This window comes from Nitrosospira sp. Nsp13, from assembly GCF_900101945.1.
GTDB lineage: Bacteria > Pseudomonadota > Gammaproteobacteria > Burkholderiales > Nitrosomonadaceae > Nitrosospira > Nitrosospira multiformis_D.
Genome location: NZ_FMVD01000005.1, coordinates 43,099 through 68,970 on the forward strand (window position 1 = coordinate 43,099; position 25,872 = coordinate 68,970).

General features: G+C 52.3%; 28 protein-coding genes, 1 tRNA gene and 1 pseudogene. 16 read left to right on the forward strand and 14 right to left on the reverse strand.

Annotation, left to right across the window (positions count from 1 at the left end):
• Positions 1-34 precede the first annotated feature (34 nt).
• The 4 genes from BLO43_RS16750 to BLO43_RS07630 all read right to left on the reverse strand — a co-directional run bounded on the left by BLO43_RS16750 (position 35) and on the right by BLO43_RS07630 (position 1,078).
• Positions 35-181, reverse strand: coding sequence for a hypothetical protein (locus tag BLO43_RS16750; RefSeq protein WP_175443893.1), 147 nt, complete (start codon positions 179-181; stop codon positions 35-37).
• Positions 182-192: 11 nt separating this feature from the next.
• Positions 193-318: a hypothetical protein gene (locus BLO43_RS17160; RefSeq protein ID WP_302847684.1), complete on the reverse strand. Its 126-nt coding sequence runs from the start codon at positions 316-318 to the stop codon at positions 193-195.
• 29 nt (positions 319-347) lie between these two features.
• On the reverse strand, positions 348-644 hold the full coding sequence (locus tag BLO43_RS17060; RefSeq protein ID WP_368086136.1) for a thermonuclease family protein: 297 nt from the start codon (positions 642-644) through the stop codon (positions 348-350).
• A gap of 143 nt (positions 645-787) precedes the next feature.
• The gene (locus BLO43_RS07630; protein WP_090906569.1) at positions 788-1,078 is read right to left on the reverse strand and encodes a hypothetical protein; all 291 of its coding nucleotides are present in this window, start codon (positions 1,076-1,078) and stop codon (positions 788-790) included.
• A 1,018-nt stretch (positions 1,079-2,096) separates the two neighbouring features.
• Between BLO43_RS07630 and BLO43_RS07635 the strand changes: the two genes are divergently transcribed.
• From BLO43_RS07635 to nhaA, 5 genes are all read left to right on the forward strand, one after another.
• Entirely contained in the window at positions 2,097-2,522 is a 426-nt protein-coding gene (locus BLO43_RS07635) for a hypothetical protein (protein WP_139149254.1), read from the forward strand.
• Positions 2,523-2,557: 35 nt separating this feature from the next.
• Positions 2,558-3,151, forward strand: a complete 594-nt coding sequence (locus BLO43_RS07640; protein WP_090906571.1) for a cytochrome P460 family protein — start codon at positions 2,558-2,560, stop codon at positions 3,149-3,151.
• Complete coding sequence (locus tag BLO43_RS07645) at positions 3,132-3,758, forward strand: cytochrome P460 family protein (RefSeq protein WP_254773382.1); 627 nt, start codon at positions 3,132-3,134, stop codon at positions 3,756-3,758. The genes BLO43_RS07640 and BLO43_RS07645 overlap by 20 nt, the downstream gene beginning before the upstream one ends.
• A 708-nt stretch (positions 3,759-4,466) precedes the next feature.
• Positions 4,467-5,423 (forward strand): TonB-dependent receptor, encoded by a 957-nt coding sequence (locus tag BLO43_RS07650; RefSeq protein ID WP_139149255.1) that lies wholly within the window; start codon positions 4,467-4,469, stop codon positions 5,421-5,423.
• A gap of 547 nt (positions 5,424-5,970) precedes the next feature.
• Positions 5,971-7,236 carry a Na+/H+ antiporter NhaA gene (gene nhaA, locus BLO43_RS07655; protein ID WP_302847685.1) on the forward strand — a complete coding sequence of 422 codons (1,266 nt, stop codon included), beginning with the start codon at positions 5,971-5,973 and terminating at the stop codon, positions 7,234-7,236.
• A gap of 142 nt (positions 7,237-7,378) precedes the next feature.
• Here nhaA and BLO43_RS07660 read toward each other — a convergent pair whose 3' ends face one another.
• Positions 7,379-8,356, reverse strand: a complete 978-nt coding sequence (locus tag BLO43_RS07660) for a helix-turn-helix domain-containing protein (protein ID WP_217628046.1) — start codon at positions 8,354-8,356, stop codon at positions 7,379-7,381.
• A 456-nt stretch (positions 8,357-8,812) separates the two neighbouring features.
• Here BLO43_RS07660 and BLO43_RS07665 point away from each other — a divergent pair, with 456 nt between their 5' ends.
• From BLO43_RS07665 to BLO43_RS07700, 8 genes are all read left to right on the forward strand, one after another.
• Entirely contained in the window at positions 8,813-9,271 is a 459-nt protein-coding gene (locus tag BLO43_RS07665; RefSeq protein WP_090906575.1) for a RidA family protein, read from the forward strand.
• Between the two features lie 78 nt (positions 9,272-9,349).
• The gene (locus BLO43_RS07670) at positions 9,350-10,267 is read left to right on the forward strand and encodes an NADP-dependent oxidoreductase (protein ID WP_090906712.1); all 918 of its coding nucleotides are present in this window, start codon (positions 9,350-9,352) and stop codon (positions 10,265-10,267) included.
• Entirely contained in the window at positions 10,264-10,950 is a 687-nt protein-coding gene (locus tag BLO43_RS07675) for a nitroreductase family protein (RefSeq protein WP_217628047.1), read from the forward strand. Before BLO43_RS07670 ends, BLO43_RS07675 begins: the two co-directional genes overlap by 4 nt.
• A 31-nt stretch (positions 10,951-10,981) precedes the next feature.
• On the forward strand, positions 10,982-11,530 hold the full coding sequence (locus BLO43_RS07680) for a carboxymuconolactone decarboxylase family protein (protein ID WP_217628048.1): 549 nt from the start codon (positions 10,982-10,984) through the stop codon (positions 11,528-11,530).
• A gap of 89 nt (positions 11,531-11,619) precedes the next feature.
• Entirely contained in the window at positions 11,620-12,396 is a 777-nt protein-coding gene (locus BLO43_RS07685; protein ID WP_090906578.1) for a DJ-1/PfpI family protein, read from the forward strand.
• A gap of 181 nt (positions 12,397-12,577) precedes the next feature.
• A complete protein-coding gene (locus BLO43_RS07690; RefSeq protein ID WP_254773384.1) occupies positions 12,578-13,042 on the forward strand; it encodes a glutathione S-transferase N-terminal domain-containing protein in 465 nt (154 codons plus the stop codon).
• 148 nt (positions 13,043-13,190) lie between these two features.
• A complete protein-coding gene (locus BLO43_RS07695) occupies positions 13,191-13,904 on the forward strand; it encodes a hypothetical protein (RefSeq protein ID WP_090906579.1) in 714 nt (237 codons plus the stop codon).
• 212 nt (positions 13,905-14,116) lie between these two features.
• Positions 14,117-14,746: a hypothetical protein gene (locus tag BLO43_RS07700; RefSeq protein WP_090906580.1), complete on the forward strand. Its 630-nt coding sequence runs from the start codon at positions 14,117-14,119 to the stop codon at positions 14,744-14,746.
• 412 nt (positions 14,747-15,158) lie between these two features.
• Here BLO43_RS07700 and BLO43_RS07710 read toward each other — a convergent pair.
• From BLO43_RS07710 to BLO43_RS07750, 9 genes and pseudogenes are all read right to left on the reverse strand, one after another.
• Positions 15,159-15,359 (reverse strand): annotated as a pseudogene (locus BLO43_RS07710) (helix-turn-helix domain-containing protein); the annotation flags it as partial.
• A 101-nt stretch (positions 15,360-15,460) separates the two neighbouring features.
• Positions 15,461-16,552: a redox-regulated ATPase YchF gene (gene ychF / locus BLO43_RS07715; protein ID WP_090906582.1), complete on the reverse strand. Its 1,092-nt coding sequence runs from the start codon at positions 16,550-16,552 to the stop codon at positions 15,461-15,463.
• A 73-nt stretch (positions 16,553-16,625) separates the two neighbouring features.
• Positions 16,626-17,210, reverse strand: coding sequence for an aminoacyl-tRNA hydrolase (gene pth / locus BLO43_RS07720; RefSeq protein WP_090906583.1), 585 nt, complete (start codon positions 17,208-17,210; stop codon positions 16,626-16,628).
• 88 nt (positions 17,211-17,298) lie between these two features.
• Positions 17,299-17,985: a 50S ribosomal protein L25/general stress protein Ctc gene (locus BLO43_RS07725; protein WP_090906584.1), complete on the reverse strand. Its 687-nt coding sequence runs from the start codon at positions 17,983-17,985 to the stop codon at positions 17,299-17,301.
• A 57-nt stretch (positions 17,986-18,042) separates the two neighbouring features.
• Positions 18,043-18,993: a ribose-phosphate pyrophosphokinase gene (locus BLO43_RS07730; protein ID WP_074631217.1), complete on the reverse strand. Its 951-nt coding sequence runs from the start codon at positions 18,991-18,993 to the stop codon at positions 18,043-18,045.
• A gap of 101 nt (positions 18,994-19,094) precedes the next feature.
• Positions 19,095-19,169, reverse strand: a tRNA-Gln gene (locus tag BLO43_RS07735).
• Positions 19,170-19,171: 2 nt separating this feature from the next.
• Complete coding sequence (ispE, locus tag BLO43_RS07740) at positions 19,172-20,020, reverse strand: 4-(cytidine 5'-diphospho)-2-C-methyl-D-erythritol kinase (RefSeq protein ID WP_090906585.1); 849 nt, start codon at positions 20,018-20,020, stop codon at positions 19,172-19,174.
• Between the two features lie 16 nt (positions 20,021-20,036).
• Positions 20,037-20,735 carry a lipoprotein insertase outer membrane protein LolB gene (gene lolB / locus BLO43_RS07745; RefSeq protein WP_090906586.1) on the reverse strand — a complete coding sequence of 233 codons (699 nt, stop codon included), beginning with the start codon at positions 20,733-20,735 and terminating at the stop codon, positions 20,037-20,039.
• A gap of 5 nt (positions 20,736-20,740) precedes the next feature.
• A complete protein-coding gene (locus BLO43_RS07750) occupies positions 20,741-22,462 on the reverse strand; it encodes a tetratricopeptide repeat protein (RefSeq protein ID WP_090906587.1) in 1,722 nt (573 codons plus the stop codon).
• Positions 22,463-22,989: 527 nt separating this feature from the next.
• Between BLO43_RS07750 and BLO43_RS07755 the strand changes: the two genes are divergently transcribed.
• Genes BLO43_RS07755 through BLO43_RS07765 form a run of 3 tightly spaced genes read left to right on the forward strand, consistent with a single transcriptional unit; the run spans position 22,990 to position 25,869 of the window.
• On the forward strand, positions 22,990-23,724 hold the full coding sequence (locus BLO43_RS07755; RefSeq protein WP_090906588.1) for an ABC transporter ATP-binding protein: 735 nt from the start codon (positions 22,990-22,992) through the stop codon (positions 23,722-23,724).
• A 22-nt stretch (positions 23,725-23,746) separates the two neighbouring features.
• Positions 23,747-24,493 (forward strand): ABC transporter permease, encoded by a 747-nt coding sequence (locus tag BLO43_RS07760; protein WP_090906589.1) that lies wholly within the window; start codon positions 23,747-23,749, stop codon positions 24,491-24,493.
• 20 nt (positions 24,494-24,513) lie between these two features.
• Positions 24,514-25,869 carry a GldG family protein gene (locus tag BLO43_RS07765; protein ID WP_368086135.1) on the forward strand — a complete coding sequence of 452 codons (1,356 nt, stop codon included), beginning with the start codon at positions 24,514-24,516 and terminating at the stop codon, positions 25,867-25,869.
• Positions 25,870-25,872: the final 3 nt, after the last annotated feature.

Below are 25,872 nucleotides of genomic sequence, written 5' to 3' on the forward strand. Positions count from 1 at the left end.
AGAGGTCCAGATTGTTCAAAGCGGCCAAACATTATTAATGCTCAATCTTATCGTCCAGGCCTTGGATTACGCTGCCCAACACTCCGACCATGGTCTCCATACCCTTGGTGACCAACTCATTCTGCTGATCATTGAGTTCATCCGCCGCATAGGTCATCACCAAGCGGTGTTGTAATGGCATTTCGCCATACTTCATTCATAGTGTGCAACGTTCATGGCCAGCAGTTTGGCGCATTCCGCCAGATCGTCTTTGTCGGCAATCTGAACAAGCCTTTCGACTAACACCATGTACTGCTCGAGCTCGGTCAGATTACGCATATCACATTACTGGAGTGGAAGCATGACGCTCAATTTACGGAATTCCCAGGGTGTGATAGGGGAACTGTCAATCCACAGCCACGTCTTTCTACCTTAGCTTTGTGCTCCAGGAGGTTGAGAGTATGATCTTTCGCATACTGCCGATAAACCCATGCCATGCCGCGTTTCACCTGCTCGGCGTTAGCGTCCACTCCGTCACACTTGATCCTCGCCACGGTGCCTTCGTAGCGGTCTTTGACTTGCGGGATAATTTCGGCTTGTTTGCCAAAACACAGATTGGATAGCGACTGTTTGGTTAGGAACAGGAACCGAATGCCTGATGAGATTCTGGCGCATCTATTTCGGCCAGCCTGATTTTGACCTGCTGCTCATCCTTGTTCAGGACGGTGAGGGTGTCTCCATCGGAAATGCCAATGACTGTAGCGAGGAATAAAGCTGATAACATGAAAAGGCTAAATTAGTGGGCTAATCACGTCTTTATTTTTAACATGATATCTGTGCTATCGGATACCTCATCATAATTAACCACTGGCTCCAGGGGCTTATCTAATTCCTCCTTGGAAGCTGTGTCCCATGCGACCCCTGAACTTGGTCGAGTAACAATCTTTACCAGCTTCACATATTTCGTACTGTCGCCCGAACTAACATCCAGCGTTTTGACTTCTATCCCATCAACAATGAAACCGCTATCCTTTTCTAATTGCGACAGTATTTGTGTAATCTGCTCTTCTGCGTCACGCACCAACTCTTCAGTACTCATACCACTAACTCCTATCTCAAATCGATCAGTGTATCAATTAAATTGCCCAGCATGGAATAGGGAGTTTTCCGGGGCAGTGTCTCAGTTCGATTTTACAGAACTCAGCAGTATTTACCATTGTACCGAGGTACATCCGAAAATCAGTGGAGTCATTGCACAAAAAATCGCCATTTGTTATTCACGGAAACGGTCGTTTTCTGGAGATCATGATCGGATAGAAAAAACACGTTGTTTAAGCTACTTTTACCTCTCTCAATACTATTTCTTGAAAACCACTCGCCTTAAAATATTATTTAGATGAGTTCTAGGAGGGCAACAACTACTTATAACTACTTATAGAGGGGAAAGGAAAATTTGGCTACGCGCGGGCAAGCGCAGAATTTGGTTTTACCGCTTGACGGCCCGACTAAAGGAGGCTTCGAAAAATTTGAGACTAAGGTCTCTTAATCCGTAGGTCGAGCATTCGAGCTGCTCACGACCCACCAATAAAACAAGCGGTTAGATTAATATCTAACCGCTTGTTTATTTCATTGCTACCATATTGCTACTTTGTAAACGACGCGGTTTGTTTGAAACTAATTTGCGCGTTATTTGAGATTGCCTTTCCTGAAGCCGCGCGAGTTATTTGACGCCGACAAATAAGATTTTTGCAGGAAGCGTCATATACGCTTCTCGCAAGCAGGCTTGCGAGAGCACGAGCATGATCTAGCTTCATAGATACTCCCTCTTTTATAGGTATTTATTGCTGATTATTCGTAATATTGGCCGGATCAAGCCTTCCCCCTGATTCGCCACATTCCCAACGGCAGGCGACACCGCCCATAGCTGCATCAGATCCGGCGCAAAGGGTTTTAGCAGGGGCAGTAGCATCCTTCACTTTGTAATTTCCCGTATTTAACCGAAATAGAAAAGTCACCGCGCTGTATCTTGGACTTTAGGACCTATTTTTTGGACTAAAAGACATTTCACACCTATTAAACTGTTAACAGCAATATTGCTGGATGAATAAGGAACAGGCGTGAACATCTTATCTATTTCAACCGCCCGGTCGGCGGTAGTTGCATTAGTTGTTTCCAGTATCGCGTTTTTAGGAATCTCTGGTATGACATATGCTCAAGGGCAGAGTGGCTATAAAAAGGAGGATCCGGGCGACTATTCCGACAAGAACGACCCCATTCAGGGCCATACAGGGGAAGGCTATGGCAACTCCACTGAGAAGAGCGTAGCTACGAAAAAACAGAGCCAGCAGGGAGGGTCGGGCCGCTATGACAAGGAGGACCCGGGCGACTATTCCGACAAGAACGACCCGATCCAGGGCCATACAGGCGAACCTTATTCTGAAAAGGGTTCATCCATAAAGGGGAAGGAGAGTTCAGAAAGCGAAATACCAAGAATCAGTAAATTGCTTTACGAAGGGTCGCCGAAAATAGCTGCAAAGGCTTGAATCCACTAAATCTTATAATCGATAGGAGAATTGAAATGAGAATTGACAAATATTTAACCGGTTTATTGATCCTGGCTGCCTTGGGACCTTCTTTAATGTCTGGCAGCGTTTCTGCCAAAGAATACTTTACTGTCAAAAATAACGTGCTGGAACGCCCGACGGGATTTCGCGAGTGGATTTACGTAGGCACGCCTCTCACCCCAAATGATATGAATAATGGAAAGGCCAACTTCCAAGAATTTCATACCGTTTACATTGACCCGGAGAGCTGGGAGCACTGGAAAAAGACAGGTAAATTTCGGGACGGCACCATAATAATTAAGGAGATGACCAGTGTCGGCAGCAAGGTTGCAGCAAGCGGGAAGGGTTATTTCATGGGTGATTTCATTGGCTTGGAAGCGACAATAAAAAGCAAGCGCGAATTTCCCAATGAACCTGGCAACTGGGCTTATTTCAGCTTTACTAACGAAGACCACAAATCCATAAAAAAGACTGCGAACTTGGAACCAACGGCGAATTGCAATGGCTGTCACGAGGCGTCCGCACATGATGACTTTGTATTCACGCAATATTATCCTGTTCTCCGTGCCGGAAAGGCGAATGCGGAGAATGCAGTCGGAGGAAGATAAAATGAACCGCTTGAAAGAGAATACATATCCGTATCGAAACGAACACATCGCTGTTTTGTTGCCCGCAGTTTTGTTTACGATGGCGTTGCTCACACATGCTGGAACAGCAATAGCCGACAAGGGGGATTTTTCCCTATATGTCGACAAGTCAGGCAACATCCGTCTGCCCGACGATTTTCGGCTGTCAATGACCCATTTGGGTTCCTGGTTTGTGCCAGAAGGAGAGGCAAGTGGTTTTCACGATGTCTATACAGAACCGGAAACGGCGAAGATTTATCGCAAAACCGGGAAATTCCCGGACGGCGCAACCCTGGTCAAGGAATTGCGTTCGTCAACTGCAGGCACATACACTACGGGCAACAATGTCAGCCATGCGACAGGTGACGTCAAGCAGTGGTTTGTAATGATCAAGGATACCAAAGCCCGTTTTCCCAGCAATCCTGTCTGGGGCGATGGATGGGGTTGGGCACTGATTAAAACCGACAGCTCAAATCGAAACGTTGCCACTAATTATCGTACTGAGTGTCTCCCCTGTCATATGCCAGCAAAAAATACCGACTGGATTTACGTCGAAGGCTACCCAACGCTAAGCAAACCTGATCGGTAATATTCCTTTGCTTATGGAAGAATGCGGTCGGCATTGTGCGATCCTTGGGTTTCCAGCTTATGGATGAAAACCTAAGAAACCAGGAATCAACCTTCAGCCGAACGCATTAGACGAAGGCATCGAAGCAGAGAGTGTTAATGGGGGGCCACACCGTGAGTAATATCTAGGTTTCGTGCACTGACTATTGGCACACAATCAAACAACTTTTTTGATGCTGATACTTTCTAGGAAAAAACTTTTTTGCTTTGATGGCCTTCTACAGACAGCCATGTGATCCCCTGACCGGACCATTCGTCACGACATTCCTGTCAATTATTCGAACACTGAGAACAGTGCAGCCAGGCGGCGGGAGGCCGTAGCGGCCTCAACTTGCATTACTTCATGGGAACCAGACCGAGTTGCTGCAGCGCAGTCAATGCCTTTTCCTGGCCAAGTTCTTCAGCGACCTTACCATTTCTGATGCGAAAGACGCTAGTTTTGGAAAAGACGATTTCTTTAGAATTATCCCGCCGTAAGAAAGAAATTGCGGCGTAGACAATCTAATGGGGGCTACAGAGGGGTTCAGTCCATAAACCATCGGCTTTGCTGGTGGTAATTTTTCCGGAAACCCCCTCCATGGAGGCAGTTTTCTGAACTTCCCGGAAGAAAGGATTTTGTTGTGTGAGGTGGCGTCGCTCGAAATGGTTCTGCTACCTGGCTGGGATGATCATGCTATGCAATACTGTGCTTGCCGCATCCGCCGAGTGGTCCGTCAACTCCACAGGCAACCTGCACTATACTAACGATGCAGCATTATTCTCGGCGACTCGGCGCCTCAATCTGCACGGAGACCCGACCCAACCGGCATTGGATTCGAGCCTGGCCGGCAACGGTTCGGACATGGTCTTCGAGCCGGATTTGAATGTAATGCGTCCCGTCACCTCAAGATGGGGGCGCACGGAGATCTCCGCTCGCGCTCAGGCGTTTGTCTATACGCTCAATTCACGCTTCAATCATGGGAGCTTCGGCATACAGGCGTTACATGAGATTACACCGGGGACGAAAATTCGCGTCCGTTTTTACTCGACGCCGGACCTCTTGCTGGGAGACAATGAAAGCAAGCGTACGGATTCCATTACGGAGGAACGGGTGACCAGCTATATTGGATCGGCGCGATTGGAGCAGCGTCTGTCGGATGATTGGGAAGTACGATTGCTGACCCGCTATGGTGCCCGATTGTACAACGATCCCTTCGCGCAGAGAGATGCCACGTTCTGGACAATTGGTCCACACCTCGTATGGCATGCTACGAAACGTATTAACTTCACGCTAGGCTACCACTATGAGAAGGGGTTGGCAGATGGCCGTAACCAGCCGACGCTGCGGGACGATACCTCCTATAGCAACCATTATGTGGCGTTTGGATTGGAGTCCGAGATCACGGAACGCCTCGGACTCGAACTGGGCCTCCATTATGAACGCAACAATTGGATCAGTAGCATCGTGGGAGACGAACGGAAAGGCGGTCATGAAACTGTGATCGTGGGAGAGTTCAACGCCAGGTATCGTCTTTCCGAACGATGCCGCTTGCGGGCCGGCTTTCAGCGGTCACCGCGGAAGCAAAGCTCCGAAGAAGATGTTGTGTACAACACCAATGTCTCGGTGGGTGTTTCGTATTTGTTTTAAAACCTGCGGCGGTTAATCTAACCAGAAACCAAGCCGGGATCAGATGCAAAATCCGCTTTTCCCGAAAGGGGTGTGACTCAACCGGCTAGAATGCCGCGGCCTTGCGGAAGGGAAAAAAGCCGACTCCGTTGGGTAAAACTACTCTAGTTAATAAGGTTACATGAAAAACATGCGAGGTTGTCAGCGTCGCCATTATTAATCGGTCTCGGCGACAGAATTTGCAAACCTTGATCTGGCGTTCCTCTCACCATTGCCCCCCTCCAGTGTTTATTCTGGAACTTAGCCCCCATGAAATCGAGTTTGAAGCCAAACTTATTACTGTCCTCGACGGGTGCGCCCGAGCTTTATTTAAATGAGCAATAGCATGAGCCAAGTATATGAACGACCATGCAAATAACATATCACCTACCATTCGATCGAGACTTTAGAATACAAATCTTGGACGATCTGTCGATGTTGCAAATTCTCTCGCCAACTACTTTGTAGTAAGGTTGGTAATGCAAGGGCGAATTACTAGTAATGCTACATACTGGTACTAGCAATTTTATTGCTTCTTGCGACGATTATCGAGGTAAGGTTGACCAATTCGCCGGTCGGTCCGGCCTTCGCCGCTTTCTGGTACCAGGAGGTCGGCTTCACCGTTGGCGACGCCGCCTTTCGGATGTCCCTCCAGCACTGGATCAACGACGCTCCGCTCAGGATTTTCTTTCTCGTCGTTGGTCTCGAAATAAAACGCGAATTGACTATTGGGCACCTTGCGAGTTGGCGGTCCGCGACCTTACCAATCGCGGCTGCCGTGGGAGGGATGGTGGCGCCGGCCCTTCTGTTCCTGCTCGTCATTCTTTCCGGGTCGTGGTCGCAGGGCTGGGGTGTCCCGATGGCGACCGACACGGCTTTCGCGATCGCGCTGCTCGTCGCGATGGGACCATGCGTGCCGGTAGAGCTGCGCATTTTCCTCACCGCGACTGCCATCGTTGATGACATTGGCATCAATGTCGTGATGGCCTCATTTTATTCCGGCGATATCCACGTCGTATATCTCCTCGCAGCTCTCGCAATTCTAGAATGCTTCTCCCTGCTGAACTGGTCGAGGATCTACGTGCTCACGCCGTATCTCCTTCTCGGGATAGTTCTTTGGGCACTGGTCTATGCAGGTGGCCTCCACGCCACGCTAGCGGGAGTCGTGCTTGCCCTGTTCATACCGACTCGCCCGCCCGCGAACTTGGCGGCTCTTATGACACAGGCAAACACGATCATCATGGCGGAAGCGCAGCACGAGGGCCAGACCCTTAGGCACAACGCTTCTGCGCCAGCGCTCCGCGCGCTCGACGCCATCCACGACCGCATCGAGTCCCCTGCGGACAGATTGTTGCGCCGCGCCGGCGCAAGGTCGAGCTACCTAGTTTTGCCGCTCTTCGCATTGGCGAACGCCGGCGTGGCGATTTCTATCGATGTACTTTCGGGGCATGAATGGCTTATGGCAGCGATTATCGTGGGGCTCGTTGTCGGCAAGCCCGTTGGCATATTACTCGCAGCGAGCCTGGCAGTATGGGTGGGTATTGCCGTGAAGCCGACGGAATATTCCTGGCGGCAATTGGCCGGTGCCGGTGCCATGGCTGGGATTGGGTTCACTATGTCCCTCTTCATCGCCGGCCAGGCCTTCCTTGGGGCGAGTGACTTCTCGGCTGCGAAGATCGCCGTGTTCGCGGCGTCGATCATTTCGGCGTTAGTGGGAACGATTCTGCTATGGGGAGCCCCGAGCGCAGCTGCCGCGTACACGGGAGTTCAGGACACCCGGATGCAGGGCACTTAGGTAGAGAAGCTGGCTCGAAGTGCCAGGTCCCTTTCTAGTTAGGCCAAATATCAAAACCGCAAGTCCATTTGAACACTCCCTTGAAAGCGCGAATCGGTCTTCACCTCTACAGAAGACCCTGGAGGGGCCTCGAACCTTAGAACTACGATGCTGACGAGTCGGGCAGTTCGCTCGCTTCGGCTCCTTCTGTCCTGCCCGACGGATTCTTCTTCTGCGCTTCCGCGCGGTATTCGGTAGGACCGTTACCGTAGGCCTTCCTAAATGCGCGCACAAAACTGCTCCGGCTCCCGTAACCACTATTACTTGCGATTTGCTCGATGGTCAATTTTGTCGCCGTGAGCTGTTGAGCGGCTTGACGTAGCCGTAAGTCTCTCAATATATCCATTGGAGACCGTCCGATTAGCTCAGTAAACCGGGCAAAGAATGCAGACCGGCTCATGCAGGCGGTTTGCGCCAAGCTGTTGGACGTATGGTTGGCACCAGGGCGTGCAGCCATGTCTGCAAAAGCGCGTGTAATTTTTGGATCGCTCAATATTGAGAATCGTTCAACCCAGAGATTAAGTGAGCTCAGTGATCGGCGCAACAATGCGACGATAACTTGCTTCAACAAAGCAGCGCTCATGGCCTTAGCGCCTACCTCCTGCGCGACAAGCTCTTTTAACGCCATTTCCAAACGCGTATCCAACATGTCAGCTGAATCGAATTGCTCGACGATTGGTCCAGCTAGGTTCGCGAAGAGATCTGTTGCACTGCCATAGGAAGTGCGAAAGACGCCACAGATCAGCAGAACCTCGGGCGACTCCTCGTCGCCTGCAACAAATCGCCTGATTGTTCCACCTGAAATCGTTTGTCCTTTTGCTTGCGCACGACCATCTACAGTAATGAGGGGGAGGGATGGATTCTCTCCGGCTACTTCGATTCGAAACGACGACATCAGTGGAACGATAATTAATGTGTGTGGGACGATATCGATTGGCGGCTCATTGCCGACGATAAATTGCCCTTTTCCGGATAAGTTGTAATGAATGCCTGGCACGTTGATCCCGCCCATGTCCAGGCGATACCCCGAACTCACTAAACATTCTGTCAAAGTGACGAAACTAACGTCCAAGGCACTCATCAGACTGTCGAGATCTGATGAGGAGATTCGCATTAAAGGCCGGTTACGCACAGCGACCATGCTTGGAAAAACAATATCGGCTCAAAAGCATCATTTATCACAATAGAGGTGGAATTGACATTCCGGTGCCCGAAGTTTGCACTGGCAGAAGTATCATAGTACATCCTTCACTTTGTAATTCCCGTATTTAACCGAAATAGAAAAGTCACCGGCTGTATCTTGGACTTTAGGACCTATTTTTCGGACTAAAAGACATTTCACACCTATTAAACTGTTAACAGCAATATTGCTGGATGCGTTTACATTGACCCGGAGAGCCGGGAGCACTGGAAAAAAACAGGTAAATTTCGGGACGGCACCATACTAACTAAGGAGATGAGCAGTGTCGTCAACGTTCAGAAGTCATGAGTGGACAAATGGCTCGGACACCTGGGCCGACCTTACAGGAGATAAGATATGACGAACGCGACCGCAGCAAATGGCAAAGAGGCAGCCTATCACGGTTTTCCGGCCGAAGATGACTACGGCTATGCACAGGCCATCAAGATTGGAAACACGATCCACGTGTCCGGCCAGCTCAGCCAGGACGACAAGGGGAACATGATCGCGCCTGCGGCACTCGATGAATCCGGCAAGCCGGCCGACTTCTCGACGATGGCAGAGCAGATGCGAGTGACCTATGCCAACGCTGCGAAGATTCTGGCGCGTTTCGGGGCGACTCTCGATCACGTGGTGGAAGAGACGCTCTATGTCCTCGATGTCGATACGGCGTTTACGGTAGCGGGCAAGGTGCGCAAAGAAGCCTATGCTACGGCGCGGCCTCGGTGCGCCAGCAATCTGATCGGCGTAGCGAGGCTGGCCTTTCCTGAGCAGCTTGTCGAAATCGTCTTCAAGGCAGTGCTGCCTCCAGCATAGACGGACACGGATCGATATCCGCTGGAACCGAGTAACAGCATTTCCACCAAAGAGACAATGACCGAGGAGACAATTCCCATGAAGGCAATCGTGGTAAAGGACCAGGCTGCGGGAACGGCCGGGATGAAGCTGATGGAGCGACCCGAGCCACAGGCAGCGATAAATGACGTTATCGTTCAGATTCATGCGTCGGGATTCGTCGGGACTGAGTTGGCGTGGCCCTCGACCTGGACCGATCGCCGCGACCGTGATCGAACACCGTCGATCCCCGGCCACGAGCTGGCCGGAGTGGTCACCGCCCTCGGATATGGCACGACGGGTCTGTCGGCGGGACAGCGAGTGTTCGGCCTCGCGGACTGGTATCGCGACGGCACCCTGGCCGAGTATGTGGCGATCGAGGCGCGCAACCTCGCGCCGCTGCCGGGCGACGTTGACTTCACAGTGGGCACGAGCCTGCCAATCTCGGGCCTCACCGCGTGGCAGGGACTGTTCGAGCACGGCCGCCTTCGGGCGGGGCAAAGCGTAATCGCGCACGGCGCGGCCGGCGCAGTCGGGTCGATGGTGACGCAACTCGCACGATTGGCTGGCGCCCACGTCATCGGCACCGGACGTGCCGCCGACCGTCAAAAGGCGCACGACTTCGGCGCGCAGGAGTTTGTCGACCTCGACAGCGACACGCTGGAAGACGTAGGCAGAGTCGATCTTGTGTTCGATGTCATCGGCGGCGACATCGGGAAGCGGTCCGCGCGCCTGATTCGAGCCGGGGGAACGCTGGTGTCCATCGTCGGGCCGTCTGAGGCGCGGGCCGTTGATGGCCTTGTGATCGACTTCGTTGTCGAGTCCGATCGCGCCCAACTGAGTGAGATCGTCCAGCGGGTGCGGGACGGACGACTGCGGACGAACATCGGCAACGTCTCGACCCTCGACGAAGCTGTCGCCGCCTTCAACCCGACCGAGCGACGCCCGGGGAAGACGGTCATCCGTGTTCGTCCGTGAGGACTCGGGAGGGTGAGCGGTTCTGGCCTCAACCTAATCCTTCACCGATAGGAATAACGATAACCATGACCAACACCGTCATCGAATGTATCTTGAGCCGCACCGCCGCCAAGTATTACGACCCTGCCGCCACCTTGAGCGACGACCAAATCCGCGAGCTGGTGCGAATCGGCACCACCGCGCCGACATCCTTCCACTTGCAGAACTGGCGCTTCATCGCCGCGCGCACGTGTGAAGCCAAGGCTCGGCTGAGTCCGATCGCCTGGAATCAACCCGCGATCACGGATGCAGCCGTTACCTTCATCGTCGTCGGACAGTTGGCCGATTCCAGCGTAATACCAGAACGCCTGGCTCCATTGGTTGAAGCGGGCGTCATGCCGGTAACGATGGTGCCGGAATGGGAAATCCTCGCACGTGATCTGTACATGGAGTACCCACAGCGCCAGCGCGACGAGGCAGTACGCACCGGCACTTTCGGCGCGGCGGCGATGATCTATGCGGCCCGCTCGCTGGGCCTGGGTTCGACGCCGATGATCGGTTTCAATGCCGAAGCGGTGCACCGCGAGTTCGGACTGGCCGAGGACGAAGTACCGGTCATGCTGTTGTCCATAGGGGCGGAGCGTCCGGGAAACTGGGCGCAGAAGCCGCGCCGTCCGGTGGCCGATGTGTTGGATTTGGTGTAATTATTAGTGAAATCATTAACTTAAGGAAACTATGATGCCTAGAACTTCATTGCCAAAGCCGGAACAGGTGCCGGCCGATTCGAAACTGACTCTCGATACGTTCACCAAGAACATCGGGTTCACCCCAAATATGATGGCAACCTTCGCGCAGAGCCCGATCGCGTTCAACGCATGGGCCACCCTGCTCGGCTCCTTGAGCAAGGCGCTTGACGTGAAGACGCGTGACAGCATCGGCCTCGCTGTCTCCGAAGTGAATGGCTGCAACTACTGCCTGACGGTTCACAGCTTTACGGCCAAGCATATGGCCAAGCTGCCGGCCGATGAAATCATTCTCGCTCGGAAGGGCCATGCCAGCGACCCGAAGCGGGACGCCGCCGTCCAGTTTGCGCGTAAAGTCATCCAGACCCGCGGCGAGATCAGTGACGCCGATCTGAAAGCTGTCCGCGATGCCGGCTATACGGATGCGAACGTCATGGAGATCGTCGCGCTGGTGGCCATGTACTCCCTGACGAACTTTTTCAATAACGTATTCGATCCCGAGAAGGACTTTCCCGACGTTACGCCGGCTGGCTCGATCTGAACTTTCCACTAACGATAATCAGCAGGCCGGCAAGGCCGGGAGGAAAGATGAAGAACAAGGACCAACCTATGGGCAGAAGGAGGAAGCACATGAAGATCCGAACCATCATCGCCACCACCTGCGCCGCCCTCGTCTTCTCGATGGCCGGCCCCGTCTACGCCCTTGATGTCGCCGTGATCGTCTATGACGGGGTACTGACCAGCGATATCACTGCTCCACTGGAAGTCTTCGGGAACGCCGCCAGGAAACCCTGGCCGCAAAAAATCAATGTCGAGACCGTTGCCGCGGACGGCGATCTCGATATCCTTACCGAGGAAGGCATTAAGCTAAAGGCCGACAGACTTCTCGCTGAAGCGCCCAGCTATGACGTGATCATCGTTCCAAGCCGCTATGACATGGACACCGTGCTTGGCAACCGGGCGCTCATCGACTTTATACGGGATCAGTCAAAAACGGCTGACTGGATGGCGAGCAATTGTTCAGGCGCGTTGGTGTTGGCTGAAGCGGGCGTTCTCGATGGAAAACGGGCAACGACCTGGGCAGGCGGCGAAGCATCGTTTCAAAAGAAGTACCCGGCCGTGTTTGTGCAACACGACATCAACGTCGTTATTGATGACGGCGTCCTGACATCCAACGGCAGCATCGTTTCCTACGAAGCGGCGATCGCCTTGCTTGCAAAGCTGACGAGCGACGAATTCGCTGCGGAAGTCGCCAATGATCTCCAGTTCAAACGTGTCGCAAATGCTGTTCTGCCGCCGCGGCTGCACTGGAAACTTGCCTTCGTCGTCGCTGTGGCTGCTTTCCTGTTCGGTGCGTTCATTGCGGGTCTCACATTATTGATACGGACCAAGAGAACAAAACGGTGACATGCGTTTCAGGAGCGATCGGTCGGTGGGCTTGATCCGGGCGATTTGGCCCCGGCCGTCAAGTGCCGGTCATGCTATTGTCCGTGGGCGCGGTGCTTCCCGAGAACTGGCCACAGAAGCCGCTCCGACCGCTGAATATGCGGTCCACGCTATCTGACTCTCATTTCATAAGTTGAAGGAAGTGACGCTCGATCATCCGATTTTCACGCGCTGGCCGGCGCAGTACCCCGATCGGCTGCAACTCTTTTCCGCCCCGACACCCAATGGGGTGAAGGTCGGCATCATGCTTGAGGAAACGAGCCTCGCCTACGAGCAGCACCGGATCGACATCATGGCGGACGAAAGCCACGCCCCGGCCTTTCTCGCGCTCAACCCCAATGGCAAAATTCCCGCAATCTACGACCCCGATGGGCCCAACGGCACGTCGCTCGCGCTGTTCGAATCAGGCGCTATCCTCCTCTATCTTGCCGACAAGACGGGACAATTTATCTCGGCAGAGCTATCTCTTGAAACTGTCCTTCCTGGAAGCTTTGGTTACGATGAGTTTTGGGCGACACTCTACGGATTTCCCTATGCTTCGTCGCCAAACCTTACAGTTACAACCAAAGCTCAACAACTATTAATTTTTCTCCTCGCAACCCTATGACTTTTATAGCTTCTGCTCCAACCAGTCTGTTGGCACAATCGATGTCTACTGCTGTGGCGTCAAAAGAAACAGAAAAATGAAAAACAGAGCGGTGAATTAACCGGTGAGTTTTATTGATAAGATACGAAATCTTAATAAAACTTAACTTATGGATAATTCCGAGCAGCTTGTTGAACAGTACTTGATAGGATTAAATCGAGGCGCTGTTATATTTGAGCCAAATGGAAACATCCCCCCGGATTTTTCTCTTGAAAGCACCATCGGCGTCGAAGTTCGCCGCCTCAACCAGAATTACGAGTATTCAGATGGGTCAGCCAAAGGTTTGGAAACTCTCGCTATCCCATTATGGCAGCGACTCCACAGATTACTTCCTTCAATCGGCCCATCCATCGACGGAGAGAGTTGGTTTGTTGGAACGGATTTCCGACGCCCTATCGGACGCTGGGCCCCACTTTGGACGAGGATCAGGCGAGAACTCGTTTCCTTCATGGTTGCGCCCAATCGAAAGCAATGCACGCTCCCGGTTACAGTCAACTTCCAGCTGGATTTAATTCGCGCGAGTAAAGACCATGGGAGCTTCTTTCTCCTCGGGGCTAGCAGCGACGGCGACTCCGGTGGCTGGGTGATGGGTGAAGTCGGGAAGAACCTTCAGCTATGCATCGCAGAGAAAGAAAAGAAAATCGCGCCTTACCGTGCCAAATACAGCGAATGGTGGTTGATCCTGCCAGATCATATCGACTTTGGGGTTGATCCGGAAGACCATGAGCGATATAGGACATGGCTAATGCCCAACTTGCGCCACAGCTTCGCCAAGATTGTCCTGCTCGACCCACGCAACCATCATCGCTGGTTTGAGCTCTGAGCATTCGTTTCAACCACTTAGTTGGGCTGATTGAAATGTTGAGCTTTCGCTTAACTTGGTGAGCCAGTTATTGATCATTTTTTGGACCCGGTGTTGCGAATCTCGCCATGGGAAGGGGGCTTTCGATTAGGGGATTAGCCATTCTAATCGGTAGTTAGCTTGCCACGTTTACTTGCGCCGCAATAAAGTACGTCATTGATGAGAGATTGAGAATGGCTGAGAATTGGAGTGACGATGAGCTTACTGCTGCGGTTGAGGCATACAGAGAAATGTATGGGTTAGAGGCTGCAGGGAAATCCTATTCCAAACTCGATTTTTATCGCGCTTTGGCAAGCCGTTTCGGGCGCACTGGAAAAGCTTTCGAGTATCGAATGCAGAACATTTCTGCCGTGCTTCACGAACAAGGCAGAAGCTGGATTCCCGGGTTGAAGCCAGCAGGAAACGTTGGAGCCAACGTAAAGCCTCGCGTCATTGCCTTAATACAGTGTTGGGAGGATGACAAACTGCTTAGGACTGAAAAAGCGGTCTCATATAAGAAGAAGTTGCCCGCCATACGAGACTGGCTTATTGAGGTTGCTCGACACAGGGATCAAGTTACATATGGACTGGTAATGGAGGCATTCGGCGTGGATCGCTTCAGCCTGCGCCACGGTATAGACTTTCTGGGCCATCAAGTTGATAACTTGAGCGAGCCGATCCTCACGGCACTGATTGTGGGAAAGAAGACACGAAATGTTCTTCTGGTTTTGCCAAAGAGTTTGACGTTAATGACGATGAAGCTGAACGCCAGCGCTTGTACAATTTCTGGAGCATCCATAAGGAGCCTGCTAAGGTCGAGATAGAGCCATTGGACCTGGAAGTCAGAGCTGCCCGGTTTGTCAGTGTAGAAGCTCGACCGGATCAGGCAGCCTTCCGGCATCGTGTCTCCCTTGCCTTCAAAGGAAAGTGCGTGATCAGCGGCTGTAATGTATGGAAAGCGCTTGATGCAGCACATAAACATGGCCGTGACTGGCGTCTTGGCCATAACCGTGCTGAGGAGGGATATCTACTGCGAAAGGATCTGCACGCCCTTTACGCACAAACTACTTTCGATTACCGATAAGGGAAAGGTTGAATTGGATTCATCCATATTGGAACATTACGGATTGTTTGCAGGAATTAATATTATGGAGCTAAGGAACGCTGGAAGTTAAAAAAATATACCTTTTCATAGCCATACTTATGGCTGCACAGGTGCGACACACCATATCCCTGCTAATTTCGGAGGTACTGATAAAGCGTTTCCCGGCTTATCCCAAACTCTTTTGCCAGCTTTGTTTTGTTAGAACCTGTCGCGGCTTGCTCACGCAGCTGAGCGATCCTCTCCGCGTTTAATGCGGGCTTCCTGCCCTTGTAGACGTTTCCTTTAGCTTTTGCCAGGGCTATTCCCTCCCGCTGTCGTTCCTTTATGAGCGCAACGGATCAATGCGGATGCACAGGGACTAAAATTCCCGATACTTCCATGATATATCAGGATTTAGTTGTCCGCTAAGATGCGGAATAATCCAATATACCGCTTAGACGTTGAATCGGAAATGCATCACATCACCATCCTTGACTACATATTCCTTGCCTTCCAGCCGCATCTTGCCTGCTTCCTTCGCGCCCTGTTCACCTCTGCAAGCGATGAAGTCGTCATAAGCAATGACTTCAGCGCGGATGAAACCTTTCTCGAAATCGGTATGAATCACGGCGGCTGCCTGCGGGGCGGTATCGCCCCTGGATATGGTCCAGGCGCGCACTTCCTTTACGCCTGCGGTGAAATAGGTTTGCAGCCCGAGTAGCTGGTAGGCGGCGCGAACCAGTCGATTCAGCCCCGGTTCTTCCAGATTCATATCGGCCAGAAAGACCTGTTTATCCTCGTCCGGCATTTCCGCAATTTCCGCTTCCAGGGCTGCACAGATCACCACCACCGGCGCGCCCTCCCGCGCAGCATATTCCTGTACGCGTGCCAGCAGCGGATTTCCGGTGAACCCCTTTTCGTCAACATTGGCGACATAAATAGCGGGTTTGCCGGTCAGCAGGCAGAGCGGCTTCAGTAATTGCTGTTGCTCCTCATCCAACCCCAGGCTTCTGGCGGGATTGCCCTGATCAAGGTGAGCCCGTGTCTTTTCCAGCAGCGCCACCAACTTGATCGCGTCCTTGTTGCCGGACTTGGCCAGCTTGGTTTCGCGTTGCAATCCCTTTTCCACTGTCGCCAGATCGGCCAGGGCCAGCTCGGTCTGTATGGTCTCGATGTCCGAAATCGGGTCCACGTTGCCGCTGACATGCACGACGTTGTCATTGACGAAACAACGCACCATATTGACGATGCCATCGGTTTCACGAATGGTAGCAAGGAATTTATTTCCCAGCCCTTCTCCCTTGGATGCGCCCGCGACAAGGCCGGCGATATCGACGAACTCGACGATGGCGGGCTGCACCTTTTGCGGGTTGACGATTGCACTGAGTTTGGATAAGCGCTGATCCGGCACTTCGACGATGCCGATATTCGGCTCGATGGTACAAAAAGGATAGTTTTCTGCCGAGATACCCGCCTTGGTCAGCGCGTTAAACAGCGTGGATTTTCCTACATTGGGCAGACCCACGATACCGCATTTCAGGCTCATAAGTTTTTTGAGTTATAGATGATGGATTCGGGCCACAAGTGGCTGGAGGAGAAAAATGAGATGTACACCTTCCTTACATATCATCTTTGATTACTTTTGTATGCAGCTTCAGCATGGCCGCCTGGCAATTGCCTTCCGCAATAAGCGACCAGACTTCCAAGCTGCGATGGATCGCTTCGTCTATCAGCGGGGTTTCTTCCTTGCGCGGCGGCTGCAGCACATAATTTACCACGGCATTTCTGTCGCCAGGATGGCCAATGCCAATGCGCAGGCGCCAGAAATCCTTGGTCGCAAGATGGGCGGCGATATCCTTCAAACCATTGTGCCCGCCTAGGCCGCCGCCCAGTTTCAGTCTGGAAACACCCGGCGGCAAATCCAGTTCATCATGAACCACGAGAACTTGTTCAGGCTGAATTTTATAATAGCGGCATAACGCCGCAACGGCTTTCCCGCTGGCATTCATATACGTCTGCGGATTGAGCAACCACAACTCCGCATCGCCTTGACCGGTACGCGCACACAAACCATGAAACCTCGTCTCGGCTTTTAACGTCATGCGCAATTCATCCGCCAGGCGAAATATCCACCAGGCGCCGGCATTATGACGCGTGGCGGCATATTCCCTGCCTGGATTGCCGAGACCGACGATGAGCTTCATCGAACGTTACAGAAGTGGCTACGTACTAAAAAGAAAAACCCGCCGGAACTGAGGAACCCAGCGGGCTGCATGAAAAAACGACAAGTTACTATTTCTTTTTCCCTGCGTCTTTCTTCTCTCCTTCTTTTGCAGCACCCTCTTTCTTCTGTACGGTCGTCGGAATGTCCCCTGCGGCCACGTGGGCGGCCGCTTCCTCGGCGGCCACTGCACGCGGAATGACGATAGTTGCCACCGGCAAATTTTCGCCTTTGATCAGCGCGGGAATCTCCACGCCTTCCGGCAGTTTCAGATCGCTCAGGTGCAAGGTATTTCCAGCGGCAAGGTCGGTCAGATCAACCGTAATGAATTCGGGCAGATCTTTCGGCAAACAGGAAACGTCCAATTCGGTGAGCACATGACTGACGAGACCGCCAGACAATTTCACCCCTGGTGAAATCTCCGCGTTAATAAAGTGCAACGGCACTTTCATGTGTATCTTCTTATTCTTGTCCACACGCTGGAAGTCGATGTGCAGTACTTGCAATTTGAACGGGTGCATTTGTATATCACGCAACAGCACCTGTTCTTTTTCCCCATCCAGATCCATGGACAGGATGGAAGCATGAAAAGCTTCCTGCTTGAGCTTGTGATAAAGACCGTTATGATCCAGCTCAATCGCTTGTGCCGGATTTTCTCCGCCATAAATAACGCCCGGCACCTTGCCGGAACCACGCAGGCGGCGGCTCGCACCTTTGCCCTGTAACGTGCGCTTGTTGGCGCTGATTTCAATTTGCATCTTGCTTTCTCCAGAATGGGGAGCATCCGCGACCAGATGACTCCGATTAATAAACGCTTACTCCATGAACAATGAACTTACTGAATCCTCGTTACTGATCCTCAACATCGTTTCCGCCAGCAGGCTCGCCACGCTCAGCTGATGAATGCGAACGCAGGCTTTGGCATCCTCACGTAACGGGATAGTATCGGTGACGACCAGCTTGTCGAGTGAGGAATTCTCAATCCGCTCCACCGCTTTGCCCGATAATACCGCATGAGTACAATAAGCCAGCACGCTTTCCGCGCCCTCCTCTTTCAAGGCGCGGGCCGCTTCACATAATGTATTGGCGGTATCCACCATGTCATCCATGATGACGCAGGTGCGTCCATCCACCTCGCCAATGATGTTCATCACCTTGGCAACGTTAAATTTGGGACGGCGCTTGTCGATGATCGCCAGATCGCATTCCAGGCGTTTCGCCATTTGCCTCGCTCGCACCACACCGCCTACATCGGGCGAGACCACCACCAGATTCTGATAATCGCTTTTCCACAAGTCTCCCAGCAGAATCGGCATGCTGTAGATATTATCCACCGGGATGTCGAAAAATCCCTGGATCTGATCCGAATGCAAATCCATGGTCAGCAGCCGGTCTATCCCGACCGTGGTCAGCATGTTCGCCACCACTTTGGCGGTAATCGGTACTCGTACCGAACGCGGCCTCCTGTCCTGACGGGCATAGCCGAAATAAGGCATTGCCGCGGTGATACGTCCCGCAGATGCCCGCTTCAGCGCATCCACCAGTACCAGCAATTCCATCAACGTATCGTTGGTGGGCATACAGGTGGATTGCAAAACAAATACGTCCTTGCCGCGGACATTCTCGAGGATCTCCACCATCACCTCGCCGTCGCTGAAACGGCCCACCGTCGCGCGTCCCACGTGGATGTTGAGATGCCGCACCACATCCTGCGCCAGCTTAGGATTGGCGTTGCCGGTGAAAACCATCAAGCTATCGTAGGCCATGGGCAAGTGACTATTTGAAATTCTTAACCGGCACTGAAGGACAAAAGAGATACGAGCGGCTCCTCGCATATCTTGTATGACTGAACTGGCACTTCAAAACTTGGCTGGGGAGGTAGGGATCGAACCTACGAATGCCGGAATCAAAATCCGGTGCCTTACCACTTGGCGACTCCCCAATTTACTGCTCTGCAAAATCATGCATGGGATGGCGATCCAATCCTTGCGCCATAAAACCTGTCATATCGGCCGGAACTTTTGCCAAAGCCAATTGCGCCGCCGGCTCCGTGGCAAACTCGGCAAATACACAAGCGCCCGAGCCCGTCATCGCCACCTTCCGGGTGTTATCGAGCCGCCTGAGCCACTCCAGATGACGCGCTACCTCGGGAAAAGTCCGGCATACCACCGGCTCCAGATCGTTATGCCCATGCTCGACGGAAAAGGGCGGTATTTTGATTGGAATCGTGTTTCGTGTCAATTCTTTACTGGCAAAAACCTGCGGGGTGGATACGTGCACAGGTGGCATCAGGATGAGATACCACGCGGGCGGGAGCATGATGGATGAAAGCTTTTCACCTATACCTTCCGCAAAAGCATTTTCACCAAAGATAAATACAGGCACATCCGCACCCAGTCCGAGCCCAAGTGTCAACAACTGATTTCTTTTCCAGCCTAGTCCCCATAAACGGTTGAGTGCCAGCAGCGTCGTCGCCGCATCGGAACTACCACCGCCCAACCCGCCTCCCATTGGGATACGCTTTTCCAGAAAAATATCGACACCCAGGGAAATGCCGCTTTCCCGCTGTAGCAATTTTGCAGCGCGTACACACAAATCTTTATCTTCAGGTACACCGGGAGTAGGCGTATGAAGTTTGATCGCGCCATCTTCCCGCAAAGCAAAATTGAACCGGTCCGAAAAATCCACGAAGCGGAAAACCGTTTGCAATAAATGATAGCCATCTTCTCTACGCCCGACCACATGCAGGAACAGATTGAGCTTGGCCGGGGCGAGGCAAACGAGCTTGGTCATCAGTTCAGACTTGGCTTCATTGATTACCCGGATTCCAGCTATCCACCATAAGTTTTATTTGAAGGCCGGGACGTTTAAGCATCAATAATTTTGGACGTGCGGCTTGCGCCTGCTTGGTTTGTGTTTCCGGCACGGGAAAATGACTCAAATAACTAATCTCCCATCCATCCTGACGCATAGCCACAATGGTCCCATCGATATCCCTATCTACCTCGGCTACGGTCGCGGGTGAATTCACGCTTTGTACCCAATATTGCAAACCCATGAGCGGCAGCCGCCAGCCCAATACCCGCTCTGTCAGGGTTTCCACATCAAAGGCATAAAAGGTTTCCTGCTCGGAAGTCGTCAGATATACGCCTTCAGGATTGCGTTGTATCTGTGCCACAGCCTGCCCAAGCGGAGAAAGGAGAAGGATTTCATCGCTCGTATCGACATGATGCCATTGTACGCCACCGGAAAAACTATCTTTGCCACCCGTTACCGAGACTCTGCCAATCAGCCTGAAGGCCGCCGGCTTTGCTTCCACAGTACCCGTCATGGGTTCAATGACGATGGTACTGACAGCGGTGCGTTTATGAATAGGGGTGGTGCAGCCAGGGGAAAGAAACAACACACATAGCATCAGGCCCCACCCCGCAACATTGCGCCACTCCTTAAAAAGTGAAAGCGGCCGAGATCTGCATTGCACCGGCGTTACACCAGCATGGCCCATCATCTGTACTACTTCATGAATTTCTTCATAGTACTAATCAACGTCTCGTTACCGGGATTATTTTTGAGCGCGGTTTGCCAGATTTCTTTTGCCTCATCCTTTATTCCTTGCACCCAGAGAACCTCGCCGAGATGGGCGGCAATTTCCGGATCGGGATTCATTCCGAAGGCTTGTCTCAGATAACTGAGCCCCTGATTGAGGTTGCCCATACGGTAATGCACCCATCCGAGACTATCCATGATATAGGGATCATTAGGGGAAAGCATGATAGCTTTTTCGATAAGTTCCAGTGCTTCCGGCAGACGATCGCTGTGTTCCGCAAGGCCATAGCCTAGCGCATTATAAGCATGAGCGTGATCAGGCTTCAATTGTATGAGCTTGCGCAAATCCTGTTCCATGATATCGGATTTGCCGATTTTTTCTGCTGCCAGCGCACGGTCGTAGAGCAGATCGACATGATCTGGCAGTTTCTCCAAGCCATCACTAAGCAACTGAAACGCTTTCTGATAGGCACCCGTCTCGCGCAACAATTGGGATTCGGCAATTATCAACTGGGCACGTTGCTGATTATTCGTAGCCGGCAATTGCTGCAAGTGCTTGAGGGCCTCATCCGCTTTACCCTTCTTGGTCAGCAGAACGGCATACCGTATCTGTGCCGGAATGTATTGACTTCCACCGGTGACGGAGCGATACCACTCCATCGCCTCATCAGAACGCTGGGTTTTCTCGTATATTCCACCGAGATAATAGCGCACCATACCCGGGTCCCTGTAGTCCAGCTCCAACGCTTTCTTGAAATTCGACTCGGCAATGTCGTACTCGCGTAACTCCATGGATAGCAAACCCACTGCTAGGGCGACGTCAGCGTTACCCGGATTCTCCGCCAGCAATCTTTCGAATTGTTCGCGTGCCTTGACATAATCTTTTTCGACCAGCAATAGCCGGGCATACGTTATGCGCGTATCGTTGGCCTTGGGATAAGTTTTGAGATAGCCTTTGTAAAATTCCATTGCATTGGCATTGGAAGTTCGCGCCAATATCCGCCCTTGATAAATTGCCGCCATCTCCCACTCCGGGCGAAGTACCAAAGCCTGCTTCATTTCGGCCAGTGCAATATCAAAGTGATTAGCAAACCACGCCGCCTGAGACACGGCAAAATGCGCCTCCGGTAACTCGGGATAAGGTTGAGCAAGCTGTCGTACCAATTCGAATGTCGCATTTTTATTGGAATTGCGTACCAGCAGGCTATTCAATTGCATGAAAGCCTCGTCGATACTGCCCCCCTCCGATGCGAGCAGCTTCTCCAGATGAGGCCGCGCCTCATCCAGTCTGTCCGAATTCACCAATAGCGCCGCAATCGTCTGACGGGCAGTTACCGAATTCGGATCGAGTTCCACCCAGATTTTTGCTGCTTCAAGCGCGGGCGCGGCTTGACGTGAATGAAGCGCGATTTCGGTGGCCCGCTGGGCGACGCGTGGATCGCGGGTGCTTCTCGCCAGCTTGAGATAAGTGCGGGTAGCGATTTCCTGATCACCGCGCTGTAAAGCCGTTTCACCCAGTAAAAAGTCGAACAGGATGGGCGGGGTCAAATCCTGATTGGGTAATTTTGACTGTCCAGCCTCAGCTTGCTGCGTCGGCTTGCTCGCATTGAGAGCGGTCTTGCCTGGAATCTGCGCACAGGCGGCGAGAAAAAACAGCAGCAGCAATGCGCCGGGAATTTTAAGATTCATGGAAAATTAAGACAGGGTCCGAAAATAAGGCTAATAGGGAAATATGGAGCGGAATCGACCTTCAGCACAGCCCACATATTAGGTATATTTTACACTTCTCACAAGTGGACGTTGCCAAGCAAGAATGCTTGGAGCGCACATTCATAGGCAGCCTTATAAATTCAAAGTTCCAAATGAGTCTATTTACCGGGCGAACAAACGTAGAAAACAATTAATGAACCTCTGAATATGTCCTTCATGAAGCACGCATCGGCAAAACGAGTTGGCACATGGCTGGGCAAAATCGGAATGAACACAAAGCATGCAACACAGGTTATGGTTGGACCCGCCAATTGCCTGGAGAGTGTACCGCAGTGAGATCTGATTTTACCACAACCCATATCGACGGTATTTTGCGGGCGACCTGCCTGACCAGGCTTGTACCCAAGGAAAGGCACCCCTGATACGGAAAGAGGCGATTGTTTGCAAATTCCGGTTTATAGTGATGCTCTTCCGCACACGCCGCCCAGTCAAACCACCGGACTCAGATGACTGAACCAATCGCTTCATCAACCATTTCCGCGCGTGGCTTATCCCGCTATTTCGGCAACCGCGCCGCCGTGCGTGAAATCAATCTGGAGCTCAAACATGGGGAAATTCTGGGATTTCTCGGCCCCAATGGTGCGGGTAAGACCACCACTATGCGCATGCTCACCGGCAATCTTGCCCCGAGCGCCGGTAGCGTTGAAATCTGTGGGATAGATCTGCTGGATAAACCCCGCGATGCCAAAGCACGTATCGGTTATCTACCCGAGATACCGCCACTCTATCGGGAGTTAACTGTCAATGAATACTTGCAACTCGCCGCCAGGCTGCATCGGGTCAACAACGCAAAAATCCGTTTTGCGCTGGACAGTGTTATACAACGCTGCGGGTTGAATGATACAGGTAAGCGTCTGATTGGTTCGCTGTCAAAAGGCTATCAGCAGCGTGTGGGAATTGCCCAGGCTATCATTCATGATCCGGATGTGATCATTCTTGATGAGCCAACAGTCGGACTCGATCCCAACCAGATACGGGAAATCCGTACTCTCATCCGTGAACTGGGTACGGAGCGCAGCGTCATTCTCTCGACTCACCTCCTGCCGGAAGTTGAGAGCGTGTGCGACCGGGTGCAGATCATGCATAAGGGAAGCACGGTATTTAGTGACTCCGTCATTGGTCTAAAACAGAAGGGAATCAGCCTGGAAGAGATCTTCATGCAGTTCACCATGAATAAGTAAAATTCCAAAAGTTTTCATCGCCATGATTTTGATTATTACCCGGAAAGAACTAAAAATCTTGTTTGGCTCGCCGCTAGCCTGGATATTGCTTGCACTGGTGCAATTAGTGCTGGCCTGGATTTTTCTGGTACATCTCGATACATTTCTGCAGATACAGCCGCAGCTTATGGCAATCGCCAATCCGCCGGGCGCGACGGAAACGATTATTGCGCCGGTATTCGCCATGGCCGCGGTAGTACTGCTTATGATCACCCCCCTTTTAACCGCACGCCTCATCGCCGAGGAGCGCCGCAATCACACCATGACCTTTCTCATTTCGGCACCCATTTCGATGATCGATATCGTTGTGGGAAAATTCCTCAGCCTGATGATTTTCTTTTCCGTGGTGATTGCGCTGGTCGTAACACTGTCAATGTCTCTGCTGGTGGGAGGGACACTGGATCTTGGCTTGTTGCTGAGCAATGTCGCCGGCCTATTCCTGATAACCGCCTGTTTCGCCTCTCTCGGACTTTATTTTTCCTGCCTCAGTGCCCATCCGGCGATTGCGGCTGCCGGCGCTCTGGGCACACTGCTGATTTTGTGGGTATTGGACATTGCGGCGGGGGACGACAGTGACAGCGTCACACGTGATTTCTCTCTGCTCGCACATTATGAAAATTTCAATCGTGGCATGATCGATACTTTTGATCTGGCATACTTCTCGCTGTTCATCCTTGTCTTTCTGGTGCTATCTGTTCGCCGGCTGGATAAGGAGCGGCTGCGTGGTTAACCCTGGCGTCATGTGACTAAATGGCCATGATCACTCACCAACGGCGCAGGTACTGGTTGATACAAAACAGCGTGTTTGTAGTGCTGCTGATATCGTTGGCCGGGTTGCTAGGCTACCTTGCGCGTGAAGCTCGTGTTCAATGGGATATCAGCCAGAATGGCCACAACAGCCTAAGCCAGGCAAGCGTAAAGATACTAGAAAAAATCAACGGCCCGCTTAACGCCACCGTCTACGCCACATCTAAAGACGCGCAATTGGGAAATATTCGTAAAGTCATCCATGAATTCCTCTCGCGTTATCAGCGTGTCAAACCCGATTTCATGGTCACATTCATCGATCCCGCCGAGCAGCCGAAACTCACACGGGAAGCGGGAGTTCAGGTCAATGGGGAAATGGTGGTAACGTTCAATGGCAGAAGCGAACACCTCAGCACGTTCAACGAGCAAGCGTTCACCAATCTGCTGATGCGGTTGGCGCGCCCCAGTGAGAAACTCATAACAATGCTCAGCGGCCATGGTGAGCGCAAGCTGGACGGTAGCGCGAGTCATGACCTGGGAGAATTCGGCAAGCAATTGATGGGGAAAGGGTTCAAGACCGGAACGCTCAATCTTTCTATTGCCCCCGCTGTACCGGCCAACACGAGCTTGCTCGTCATTGCCTCGCCACAAATTGACCTGCAGGAAGGAGAAGTGGGTAAATTGCTTGCGTATATCGGCCGCGGCGGCAACCTGTTGTGGCTAATAGATGAGGGCCCCTTGCATGGCTTGCAACCGCTTGCCGAGAAACTGGAGGTGACGCTCACACCGGGCGTGGTGGTCGATCCTCAGGCTCAGCAGTTGAAATTGCCCATCACTGTCGCGTTAGGCGCGAATTATGGACAGCATCCGGTCACACACAACTTCGACTATATTACGATGTTTCCTTTTGCTCGCCAGATAATCGTCAATGAAAATGAGGTATGGCATAGCGTCTCGCTGGTGGAGGCGGCACACCGCGGATGGGTGGAAACCGGCAAGCAGGATTCCGGCATCGTCTTCGACAAAATGTATGATGTATCCGGTCCCGTAAGCATCGCTGCTACCCTGCGCCGCACTCTGCAAGACCGTGAACAACGCATCGCTGTCATCGGCAGCGGAAATTTTCTTGCCAATACGTATCTGGGCAACGGCAACAATCTGGATTTTGGCATTAATCTCGTCAACTGGCTCACTGGCGACGAAAATCTCATTGCTATTCAACCCCGAGCCACACTCGACAGCAACCTGGTATTAAGTGAATCAACGCTTATCATCATTACTGGCGGTTTTCTCATCGTTCTGCCACTGGTTTTCCTGGCAAGCGGATTGATCATTTGGTGGCTGCGCGGAAGAAGATGAACC